Genomic DNA, 12,350 nt, shown 5'->3' with positions numbered 1-12,350 from the left:
TGAAACGCACACTACTGGATAGTTTAGGAAAATCATTGCAAAATTCGTTCAAACATAGCATCAGAGACCTCCACTCATTCGCCCCGCGCCTACTCGCTTGGTTTGAAATAAACGGTCGCCATGACCTGCCATGGCAACAACACCAAACCGACACGCCCAACCCTTATATTGTTTGGCTATCTGAAGTCATGCTTCAGCAAACGCAAGTAACAACGGTGCTACCGTACTTCGCCCGCTTTATGGCGTCGTTTCCGACCGTGCAAGATTTGGCAGCAGCAGAATGGGATACCGTCGCAGAGCATTGGGCGGGGCTTGGTTACTATGCACGCGCGCGTAATTTGCATAAAGGCGCTAAACAGTTGGTCGAAGTTATCGCTGAGACTGGCGAATATCCAACGACCCTAGCAGGTTGGGAAGCAATATCTGGCGTTGGTCCTTCGACCGCTGGCGCGATTATGGCGATGGGCTTGCATCGTTATGGCGTCATCTGTGATGGTAATGTCAAACGTGTACTCACACGCTGGGCGGCAATTGATGGTGATATCACTAAGTCGGCGACGACTAAAGAATTATGGGCGTTGGCAGAGCGTTTAACGCCTAGAGAGCAATCAGGATTGTTTGCGCAAGCGATGATGGATATGGGCGCAACGTTATGTACGCGTAGCAAGCCCGCTTGTCTATTATGTCCGCTACAAGATGATTGCTTAGCACATGCACAAGGGCGCGAGACGGACTATCCGGTCAAGGCAAAAAAGCAGCCAAAACCCAGTAAATTCAGTAATGCGCTACTTATTAAAAATACAGCTGGTGAGATACTCTGGCTACAACGCCCTGATAATGGCATTTGGGGTGGGCTGTGGAGTTTACCACTAGAGTTTGTAGAAAAGATTAGCGGAAAAGTTGCTGTTAAAGCTGTTATTAAAGACACTATTAAAAATACTGACAACAATACAGATAACAAACTAAGCGCCGCGACTGGTAATCAAACATTAGAAGTTGCTAGTAATGAGAAAGTATACGAAACAGAATTTACCACTGCTGAACAGATTATTAATGAGTGGTTGGCAAAAAATCAATTAATAGCAAAATCAGTGACTAAAAGTTTATTAGATGACGCGCCGATTAAACATTCATTGACCCATTTTCATTGGTATTTGACGCCGCAATCAGTCACTTTAAATGCTAAACAAACTACCGATATAACCGAAGCATTACAAGCTGGTGACATTAATATCAATTGGTTGAATGCTGATGATGCACAAGCAACGCTAGGATTACCAAGAGCGATGGTTAAAATTTTAGAGTAATAATTTGCATTATTCATCTAAACTAAATGCTTAAAAAAGTACTACATACACCATAAAAAAAGCGACTCATAATTAATTATGAGTCGCTTTTACTTTATTGCTTTTACTTAAATAAGCATAATAAATCTATAGAAAACTAAGACTTCGGCACACGCAAACGCATTAAGCCTTCTTGCTGTACCGTCGCCACCAGCTTACCATCTTGCCAAAACTGACCGTGATTTAATCCCATCGCATTGGATGTCGTATCACTCCACATGTCGTATAACAGCCATTCGTTTAAGTCAAAGTGACGATGAAAATGCATCGAATGGTCGATACTAGCAGCCTGCAGACCGCTGGTCATAAAGCTAATACCGTGTGACATCAGACCGGTGCCAACCAGATAAAAATCAGATGAAAATGCCAATAATGCTTGCTGGATGGCGAGCGGCTGATTACCCAATTCACGAATGCGTAGCCAGTTCGCTTGCTTCGGTTTCATCGGTTCTGGATGAATCGGATCACGCGGCTTAACGGGTTTGATCTCGATATGACGGCGGCGCATAAAGCGCGCTTTTAACGCCTCTGGGACTTTACCGACATACTCTTCTTTTAAATCCTGCTCAGCCAATAAATCTTCAGGCGGCGGATAAACCGGCATATCCTCTTGATATTCTAAGCCTTCTTCCATCGGTGAAAAAGACGCAATCATCGAAAATATCACTTGCTCAACCGGCGGCTTACCGCGTACTTGCTTATATTGAATAGCGGTTACTTCACGCGCAGACAGACTGCGACCGTCACGTAAGCGGCGCACTTGATAAATTACCGGTTGATTGATATCACCACCGCGTAAAAAATACCCATGCAATGAATGACAAGGCTTGTCTTTATCAAGCGTATGCGCTGCTGCCATGATCGCTTGCGCGAGCACTTGCCCACCGAAAATACGGGCACCAACATAGTCATGGCTTTTACCTTCAAACACATCAGGGCTGACTTCAATGAGCGCCACTGTGGCAAGTAACTCATCGATCAGTTGCGAATAATCAGACATGACGGTATTTTCCTTATTTTTGTCAATAACGCCAAGCATCTAGATATAAGCGCCAAACGATATCAATATGATATGGCTCAAGCCGATATGGCGTTTTAATTTAAAATAATGTGAAATCACTTGAAGTAATATACAAGAGAAATTTTAGGATGAGCAATAACTTAGTATGATTCATAATAATAACAGACAATAAAACGATTACTCATAACTCATTATAAAACGAAAGGCGTAAAAACGAGATGTTTTATATCACCTCGTTTTTACTATTGTCTTACATTTATGGCTTCACTGCCACCAGCACACGAATAGAATCTGGTACGAGTGATAAGCTTCCTAGCGCCTGCTCGCCTTGTGCTTGTAACTGCTCTAAGCGTTCAATCTCTTCCGGACGCACGTTAGGATTGATAGTCTGTAGATGCTTAAGACGTTTAATCTCACGCGACCACTGCTGGCTAAAGCGTGCGCTTGCTTGCTCACCAATTTCAGCCAACTGCTGACGGGCAATGTCTTCGGCTTCATAATAACGCTGCTCAATCACATCGCCACGTACTTTAATCACTTGGCGCGCGCGGTTTTTATCTAAGCGCTCAATGTGCGGCATAATCATATCGGCGCTGATACGTGCTGATAAATCACTACCCTGCTCACTAATAAAGACACGGATATTTTGCGTGCTCAAGGTCGCTGGCAAATTAAGCAATTTTGGTGCGATGGCTTCTACGCGGAAGTTTACTTCTAGCAGTACCATGCCTTGTGGCACGGCGGCACTTTTTAGCATCGCAACCGTGGTATTACCAAAGGTGCTGGTACTCGCCAGCTCATAAATCGCGCGCATTAGCGGATGCTCATGAGTGATGAATTCGATATCCTCACGCTGCAGCGCTTGCTCACGCTCAAAAGTCAACGTCATGCCATCTTCATCACCAAGTGGCAGACCGTCGATATAATCACTAATTTCAGTGCTATCAATCGGTGCAATCACCCATGAGCCATCACGTTGGATGTTATGCTCGATATTGGCTGAAGCAAAAAATCGCTCAATAAACTGCGGCAATAGATTGTGACCGTCGAAGTCACGCATGGCATCAGCGATACGTCCAGCAACACGTGGACGGCACGAGTTGTATTCTAGTAAACGGTCGCGACCCGCTTGCAGCTGTTCCTCAAGTCCCAATCGCGTCTGTAATGCTTCTGCGACAACATTTTTAAGCGTTGTACGATTCTCGTCAGTATCTGCACCCTCAAGCATTGGTTTCAGCTCTTGGATATACTGCTCTTGTACGCTTTGCGCCGTCGGTGAAATCTGATTAAACATATTTAGCGCGCTGCTGTACCAGTGATAGAGGCGTTCTTGCGCTGTGCCCTGCACATAAGGCACATGCAACATAATTTGCTGCGTTTGCCCGATACGATCTAGACGACCGATACGCTGCTCTAGTGTATCTGGGTTGGCTGGTAAGTCCCACAATATCAGCTGGCTGGCAAACTGGAAGTTGCGACCTTCAGAACCAATCTCAGAACATAATAATATCTGCGCACCTTCACTATCCGCAAAAAATGCCGCCGCTTGGTCGCGCTCAAGTAAGGTCATCTGCTCGGTAAAGATGGCCGTCTTAATACCAGCATGTAGACGCAATACTGCTTCTAAACTCTCAACCGTCGCGCCACTACGAGCAATCAATAGCACTTTTTTGTGCTTAAGCTCACCCTTTAAGATATTAATTAACCAAGGAACACGCGGGTCATCTTCTAACCAGCCGCCATCAGGCTGATTTTCTTCGCCCCATAGCTGCTCACGCAATTTGCCGTTAGTTTGGTAGCTATCGATCCATGCTTCAGGTAATGGCAGTGGATATGGCTGGCTACTACGTCCGTAGAAGCCTTTAACACTCTCACGGGTATTGCGGAATAAGATACGCCCGGTACCATGGCGATCTAGCAGCTCATTGAGCGCATAAGTGCGTAGTTTTTCGTCTTCATTAATCGTTGCTAATTCATCAATACTAATCGTAAGCAGGCTGCTTAACGCTGCGATTTGCCCTTCACTTAACGGCTTATCTTCTATTAATACGCTTGCGACTGACGCAGTTTCCGCAAAGGCTTCTTGTCCATCGATAAATTCATCTAAATCGTCAAAGCGAGCGGGATCTAATAAACGCAAACGCGCAAAGTGACTTTGTGCCCCAAGCTGCTCAGGCGTCGCTGTCAGTAACATGACCCCTGCCGTTTCTTCGGCGAAGTCTGCAATGAGGTCATACTTATCATTACCGCCTTGCGTCTCATCCCAATGCAAGTGATGCGCCTCATCGACGACCAGTAAATCAAACCCTGCGTCCATCGCTTGATCATACAAATCAGGATGGTCGAGCAATAGATCCATACCAGCGATGATACATTGCTCAGTGTTAAAGACGTTTTGCTCAGGGTCATGTTCTTTAATCGCCGCGGTACGTACCAAATCAAACAGGGCAAAGTTTAGATTAAAACGACGACGTAGCTCGATCATCCACTGGTATTGCAGACTGTCCGGCACGAGAATGAGCACGCGCTCAGCTTTGCCAGTCAGCAACTGCTGATGAATAATCAAACCCGCTTCAATAGTTTTACCCAAACCAACTTCATCGGCAAGCAACACACGTGGTGCGATACGTTTGCCAACTTCATGGGCGATATAGAGCTGATGCTCAATGATATCGACGCGCGCGCCCATTAGACCTTTTAATGGATGACCAGCAATTGCCGATTGCATACGCAAAATATCTTGACGCAAATCGTACCAATCACTACGTTCAATACGACCAGCCAGCAGACGCTCAAGTGGCTTTGCTAAGGTGATATTGGCGGCAAGACGGGTTTCCATGATTGCTTTCTCATGCCCATCAACGCTGTATTTGAGCACGCCCATCACTTCTTCGACGGCGCTTACCGTATAGCTCTTACCCGCCTGATCAGAGATGCTATCGCCAACCTTAAATACTACACGCGACAACGGCGCAGAGTTTTTCGCATAAACGCGCGTCTCTTCACTTTGGGGAAATAAAATATGTACACATCGGTCGTCTACATCGATGACCACACCTAAGCCCAGCTCGGACTCCGTATCAGATAAATAGCGTTGACCAACGGCGAATTCGGTGCTGTGCAATGAAGCGATAGAGATAGTCATAGGGCGATGTCTTTTGTACTCAGATGATAAGAAAGTAGGTAGCTTACGATGCGAGCCATGCTTGCTGGGTCAGTAACATTAGTAAGCTAGGTCAGTCAATAAAGCAGACCATTATATAACGTTAGCGACTAGATGAGTGCGCTAAGTTAACTTTTCAAGAGCAGATTCATGCAAGATTCTGACAAAGCCAAGCATAAGTTGGTCATACAAAACAATAAGATTACGACTCGCAAGTAAAGAAAAAATATTGTCATTATAAAATTGTTGCTGTATTGTTAAAAAATGCAATAGGACATTGCTTTCTATTTGCAAGACTATCTGATCAATCTGAATTACCTAGATATTTACCCACCTATTACCTATACACCCATGATAGCCACTATCGATTCTTTCTCAGCGGTTATAGGCATAGTTTTTCTTATTATAGTCCATTAAGTTATTATTTAAATTTCTTATCATTACTTTAAGTTATGTAAATACTTTTTGTCGTTTACGTTTATTACCAATTATTTATATAGCGTTTTAATTAAGCATAACCACATAAGCGATTGTGACCAATAAACCATATTGGCAGTCTTCTTTGTGATCCCTATTACCCAAGGACAAACACTATAATGAGTGACTCCAAAAAAGTTGGCTTTTTCAACCAAGTTAGTACCCAAGTTACTACTATTTTATTTATTGCTTTTGCGGTCGTACTGGCGGTCGTTGTTTATGTTGTTGACAAAGAAGGTTATGAAAAAATTCGCCTTGAGTCAGCAAAACTGGTTGCTGAGCGCGGTAACACGGCGGTTAATAGTATCTCTGCCGATATCAATCGGGTGATGCGTAGTGCTTTGCTATTGCAGCAAAGTGCGCAAACCTTACCACTACAAGAAAATATTTTACAAGCCAGTACCGCCAATGCTTTTGATAAGCGCGATTATAACTTATTAGGTAGTGGCGGCATTTGGCCTGATAACGGTGCACTTGGAGCAAATACCGCGACGCATCCGTTCTTGATGGTACGCCAAAATGGTGATTATCAAGCGGTACTAAGCGATCCAAATCCGGCCAATCCTTATTATCAAGAAGATTGGTTTAGCGTTCTAAAATTGCTCAAACCTGACAGCTGTATCTGGAACCATGTCCGCGCCAGCCAAACCAAAGGCGAGCTTGCCATGAGCTGCGGTGTCGCTATTGAACGTGACAATCAGTTTTGGGGTGCCAGTACGGTTAACTTTACCCTCAACCAGTTACAAGAAAATATCGTTAAGCTCAGTGAAAGCTCTGGCTCAGGCTATATTCTATTACTAGATAATAGTGACAAGGTTATCGCCTCCTCTAACCCTGAACGCTTAAGCTATATTGATGAAGAGACAGGCACGCCGCTTGATATCAAACAAGTGATTAACTCAGATCCAGCTTGGCAACCGGTGCTTGATTTCTTAGATGTTCAACGTCAAGAAACTATCGAGCAAGTCGCCGCCAGTGTTTCGCCGCAAGTACAGCAAGTACTAACCACACTCGATAAAGCTGAAACCGGCACGGCAAAAGGTTACTATTTGGTCAACTACGCTGCTTATTTAAATAACGGTGAAAATAAGCAAAATGCCATGGATAGCCGCTTGTTACAAAGCTTTGAGCTGGCAAAAGACAGTTACTATAACGGCAGTCAAGCGTATGTGTTTGAGATTCCTGAAACTTATTGGAAGCTGATTGTCGTACAACCTGATGCTGAGATTAACGCCATTGCCGATAATCTAAGTGAAAACTTGATTAACTGGATTGCTTTAGCGTTATTATTCACGGCTGGTATTATTTATTTCATGCTGACTTTCTTGGCATTTAAACCATTGAAAGAAACTACTGATAAAATTTCTTTGGCAGAAAACATCATTAACAATAAGCAATACAACAAATTGAGCTCCGTTAAATTTAAGAAAGGTCGTAACGAGATTGGGCTGGTAAACGGCTCTATTAATGACCTATTAGATCGCATTCAATCTAACGAAGGTAAACTTGCCAATATCAATCAACAGCTTGAGATTAAAGTCGAAGAACGTACCGCTGAGCTGCAAGAGACGCTAAAAGAGCTGAAAAACTCACAGCTGCAATTGATCCGTTCAGAAAAAATGGCAACGCTAGGACAAATGGTTGCAGGTGTTGCTCATGAAGTAAACACGCCATTGTCTTATGTGCAAAATAACCTTGAGATTATCGGTCAGTTGACCGAGCAATACGAAGAGTTGATTGAATTGGTACAAGGTTTAAAAGGTATCAAGTCTGACGCGGCTGCTGATGGCAAGATTGACAAGCTATTGACTGATATTGTCCGTGCTTCTGATGAAATCCAAGAAGATGATCTGTCAGCTGAGCTGAAAGAGCTGATTAAAGATTCGTTATTCGGCGTCGAGCAAATCACTGAGATGGTACTCAATCTTCGTAACTTTGCCCGTCTTGATGAGTCAAAAGTGAAAACTATTGATGTGCGTGAATGTATCGAAGCCTCACTTAAAATCGCTGGTAACTCTATCAGACATCAAGAGATTGTCACTGATTTTGCCCCAACCCCTGAAGTGAAATGCTCACCGTCGCAGATCAACCAAGTATTGGTCAATTTGTTAAACAATGCCGCACAAGCTATGGAAGAAAAACCGGATGGCAAAATCGAAGTGCGAACCCGTGCTGATGACAGCAATGTCTATATTGATGTGATTGATAATGGTAAAGGCATGAGCGCTGAAGTGCTTAACCAAATATTCGAGCCGTTCTTTACCACCAAAGGCGCAGGCGAAGGTACTGGTCTTGGGATGGCAATCAGTCAGCAGATTATGGAGCAGCATAATGGTGACATTAAAGCCGTATCGACTGAAGGCGTTGGCACCACATTTACCTTAACGCTACCGATTGATAATGATTTAACAGAAAAAAGCCTAGCAGCATAATCGCTAGGTTCTGTTCTTATTTTAATTGTTAAATAAAGTTATAGCACTGTTATTCATTATAAGGAACTCATCATGAATGAATTAGAAAACGACATCAGTAATGACATCAGAACCGCTGAACTAGGGGTTGAAGCTAAGCCGAAGCTGGCATTTATTGACGATGAACAACGCATTTTACGTTCTATGAAACTGCTGTTTCGTAAAACCCATGACGTTTTTATCACAACGGATCCTACTGAGTATATTGACTATATTAAAAACAACCATGTACATGTCGCGGTCAGTGACCAGCGTATGCCTGAGCGTGTTGGCGTCGATATCCTACGGGAAGTAAAAGAAGTATCACCGTCTACCATGCGCATCCTATTGACCGGTTATGCGGATCTAAATGCAATTATTGGCTCTATTAATGACGGTGAGATTTATCGTTATTTGACCAAGCCGTGCAAATCTGAAGAGCTACTCTCGGTCGTCGGTCGCGCCACCGAAATCGCCTTGACTTATAATCCAGACGAAGACGCTGAGCAATTCGACAGCTCAGGTAATAAGCAAACGCTATTGGTGATCGATGAGACCAACGATCTGATTGAGCAAATACGCAAGCAATTCTCTAACAGTTATAAAGTACTGCATGCTAAAGGCTTAGAAGAAGCTTACGATTATTTGGCGAACGAAGATATCGGTGTTTGTATCACCGATATTAATGTCAGCGGCGAGAATATCGCACCGATTATCTTTACCTTAAAACAAGATGCACCGCATTTAGTGGTCTTGGTACAGACTGAATTCCAAGACGCTGGCTTGCTCATTGATTTGATTAATAAAGGTCAGGTCTATCGCTGCTTACCGAAGCCGATGCGCGCCAGTCTGCTTGAGATTAGTGTTAACCGTGCGTTTCAGCATCATGCAAAACTCAAAGCCAGTCCTGAATTGGTCAAACGTTATGAAGTAGAACACGATCCTGAAAACGATGTGCGTATTGATTTAAGCAGTCGCGTACGTAGTCTGATTGGTAAATTGCGTAAGCGCTTCTCTTTATAAGTGCATAACTTTACAGCGCTTGGATTTATCACCTTATAAGCGATAAAAGATTATTGTCCAATAAAATAAAACCTCTATTTCAAAGCTGAAGTAGAGGTTTTTTTGCTTTGTACTTTTTGACGTACTTTTTGAATAAAGGCAGCAACGTGCTACATTAAGCCGATAATAACCAAAGCCCATTTACCATAACAATGAGATAAGGAATCACCATGCAAGCGGTTTTTTTAGATAAAGGCACTTTTTCTGATAACGTTGACTTGCCAGCACCAGCTGGCGTCACTGATTACATTACGTACGACGATACACCGCAAGAGCTCATAATTGAGCGCTGTCAACATGCGGATATTATCTTTACTAATAAAGTGCAAATCAGTGCCGATGTGATTGCTAAGCTACCCAAGCTGAAGCTCATTCAATTGACCGCAACCGGTATGAACAACGTCGACCAGGATGCTTGCGCTGAACATGGTATCGCGCTGTATAACGTTGCTGGTTACGCAGTTAAAAGTGTGCCTGAACATACCTTTATGCTGATGCTAAATGCAATGCGTGCAGGCTTACATTATCATAATAAAGTGATTGATGGCACGTGGGTAGAGGATGGTAATTTTTGTTTGCTTGATATACCGCTAGTCGATTTAGAAGATAAAACGCTAGGTATTATTGGTATCGGCACCATTGGCAAGCGCGTCACTCAAATCGCCCGTGCATTTGGTATGACGGTATTGTGGGCGGAGCACCAAGGTCGCACGCCGCGTAATGACGATTATACTGCCTTTGATGACGTGCTCGCCGCTGCTGATGTGATTAGCTTACATTGTCCTTTAAACGATGATACCAAGCATTTGATTAATAAAGACACACTGGCAAAAATGACTAAGAAACCGTTACTGGTTAACGTTGCCCGCGGTGGTATCGTCGATAGTACAGCGCTCGCTGATGCCATTAATAACGAGCAAATTTTGGGATATGGTAGCGATGTTTTTGAGCAAGAGCCAATCGCTGCCAACGATCCTTTACTTGCTCTTGATGAGCATCCGCGTGTGATCTTTAGCCCGCATAATGCTTGGGGTAGTAAAAGCGCCCAAGAAACTTTGTGGCAGATGCTCAGCAAGCAAGTTACTGGCTTTATTAAACAGAGTCAGAGAGCTTAGGAAATGACCAACGTTAGTAAAAAATTAACGAGTAAAATGTAGCCACTCATCTTTGATTTTACGGTATTTCAACATTAGGCGATCGGTTAGATAATTATTATTCACCCGCCACGGATAGCGGTCGCCTTGTTTCGGCAACTCATCTTTGGCACGGCTGATATAACCTGCAGATAGCGCGCCAAGTACCGTATCCGGCTGCATGTTCACTTGCTCTTGCTTAGTCTCAGCCTGCGCACATACTGTTTTATAGCCTTCTTTATTCATATAATTAAGTAACCGCAGCACATACTGACAGGCCAAATCAATCTTCAGCGTCCAAGAAGCGTTGGTGTAGCCGAACATGATTGCCATGTTTGGCACGCCCTCAAGCATTACCGCTTTATAGGTCATCCGCGAGCCTACATCGACTGGCTGTCCATCGACATATAAAGCAGCGCCGCCGAGCATCTGTAATTTGAGACCAGTAGCAGTAACAATAATATCTGCCTCCAAATGCCTGCCTGATGCCAATGCAATACCCGTCTGCGTAAAGTGGCTAATGGTATCGGTAACTATCTCAGCACGCTTGCTATGTAAAGCTTGAAACAAATCGCTATCAGGCACTGCACATAAGCGCTCTTCCCACGGATTATAAGCAGGCTTAAAATGGGCAACATCCACGCCACTACCTTTAAGCTCTTTTTTGACTCTATGAGTTAAAACCGCTTTCATAACTTTTGGCGCATGAATCGCGACTCGATAAATCCCTTGCTGAAACATCACATTACGCGTACGTAGCAAGGTATAGGCTTGCGCCTTTGATAAAGGTGAGAATTTACCGGATAACAAAGCAAGTGCATAATCATCGCCTGGTACGCTTGCGACATAAGTCGGTGAACGTTGCAACATCGTGACATGACGGGCACACTGGTCATTATTTTCATCGACCAACGCTGGTATCAGTGTCATTGCTGTCGCGCCACTACCGATGACAATCACTTTTTTATCGTCATAGTGCGTATCTTGCCAATGCTGCGGATGGACAACTTTACCTTTAAAATTTTCTTCACTTTTAAAATATGGTCTATAACCGGCCTCATAATCATAATAACCAGTCGCCCCAACGACGAAATTCGCTGTTAAGGTGAATATTTCACCAGTGGCATGATTTTTAATCATCGCCGTCCATTGTTTACTACTACTTGACCACGATAGCTGCTGTAGCTCATGTTGATAGCGAATATGTTCTACGATTTTGAACTCGCGGGCGGTATCAGCGATATAGCTTTTAATGTCAGCGCCTTTTGCCAGCATTTTGTGATCTAGCCATGGCCGGAAGCTATAGCCAAACGTTAATGCATCAGAGTCAGAGCGAATACCAGGATAGGTAAATAAATCCCATGTACCACCCAAATCCTCTCGTTTCTCTAACACTAAAAAGCGCTCGGTAGCGTTTTTTTCTTTATTTTTACGCGTTTGTTTTACAGCATTTTTACTCTTAAAAAACCCGCTACCTTTTTGTTGCTGTTGGAGATGGCAAGCCATACTTATACCGGCAATACCAGCGCCAATGATAAGCACCTCATAATCCGCTGAGGTGGTCGATTGTGGTTTTGGGCGTTTGAATAAACGTTTGATACTCTTACGATTGCTTTCATTAGCGCCTTTTTGAGTATCATGATGCGCTTGAGATAGTGTGTTATCGACCATGGTCTTATTTATCCTTTATTAATATTT

Annotated in this window: 7 protein-coding genes; 4 read left to right on the top strand and 3 right to left on the bottom strand. The window is 43.6% G+C overall.

Features of this window, described 5'->3' with window-relative positions:
* Nucleotides 1–35 precede the first annotated feature (35 nt).
* Nucleotides 36–1,307: an A/G-specific adenine glycosylase gene (gene mutY / locus EPB74_RS08855; protein WP_274903873.1), complete on the top strand. Its 1,272-nt coding sequence runs from the start codon at nucleotides 36–38 to the stop codon at nucleotides 1,305–1,307.
* 136 nt (nucleotides 1,308–1,443) lie between these two features.
* Here the strand turns inward: mutY and EPB74_RS08850 are convergent, their stop codons facing one another.
* Both EPB74_RS08850 and rapA read right to left on the bottom strand, forming a co-directional pair.
* The gene (locus tag EPB74_RS08850; protein WP_079692778.1) at nucleotides 1,444–2,346 is read right to left on the bottom strand and encodes an acyl-CoA thioesterase; all 903 of its coding nucleotides are present in this window, start codon (nucleotides 2,344–2,346) and stop codon (nucleotides 1,444–1,446) included.
* Nucleotides 2,347–2,623: 277 nt separating this feature from the next.
* Nucleotides 2,624–5,512 (bottom strand): RNA polymerase-associated protein RapA, encoded by a 2,889-nt coding sequence (gene rapA, locus EPB74_RS08845; RefSeq protein WP_274903872.1) that lies wholly within the window; start codon nucleotides 5,510–5,512, stop codon nucleotides 2,624–2,626.
* Nucleotides 5,513–6,126: 614 nt separating this feature from the next.
* On the opposite strand from rapA, the gene EPB74_RS08840 reads away from it, so the two are divergent.
* The 3 genes from EPB74_RS08840 to EPB74_RS08830 all read left to right on the top strand — a co-directional run bounded on the left by EPB74_RS08840 (nucleotide 6,127) and on the right by EPB74_RS08830 (nucleotide 10,634).
* Entirely contained in the window at nucleotides 6,127–8,439 is a 2,313-nt protein-coding gene (locus EPB74_RS08840) for a sensor histidine kinase (protein ID WP_274903871.1), read from the top strand.
* A 72-nt stretch (nucleotides 8,440–8,511) separates the two neighbouring features.
* Nucleotides 8,512–9,480 carry a response regulator gene (locus EPB74_RS08835; RefSeq protein ID WP_274903870.1) on the top strand — a complete coding sequence of 323 codons (969 nt, stop codon included), beginning with the start codon at nucleotides 8,512–8,514 and terminating at the stop codon, nucleotides 9,478–9,480.
* Between the two features lie 209 nt (nucleotides 9,481–9,689).
* On the top strand, nucleotides 9,690–10,634 hold the full coding sequence (locus EPB74_RS08830; RefSeq protein WP_274903868.1) for a D-2-hydroxyacid dehydrogenase: 945 nt from the start codon (nucleotides 9,690–9,692) through the stop codon (nucleotides 10,632–10,634).
* A gap of 24 nt (nucleotides 10,635–10,658) precedes the next feature.
* Here EPB74_RS08830 and EPB74_RS08825 read toward each other — a convergent pair whose 3' ends face one another.
* Nucleotides 10,659–12,323: a flavin-containing monooxygenase gene (locus tag EPB74_RS08825; protein ID WP_274903867.1), complete on the bottom strand. Its 1,665-nt coding sequence runs from the start codon at nucleotides 12,321–12,323 to the stop codon at nucleotides 10,659–10,661.
* Between the last annotated feature and the right edge of the window lie 27 nt (nucleotides 12,324–12,350).

Origin of the sequence: Psychrobacter sp. DAB_AL62B (genome assembly GCF_028895345.1) — a bacterium.
In the GTDB taxonomy this organism is placed as follows: domain Bacteria; phylum Pseudomonadota; class Gammaproteobacteria; order Pseudomonadales; family Moraxellaceae; genus Psychrobacter.
The sequence above is the reverse complement of the archived record's forward strand: the minus strand, read 5'-3'. Positions and strand labels throughout refer to the sequence as shown.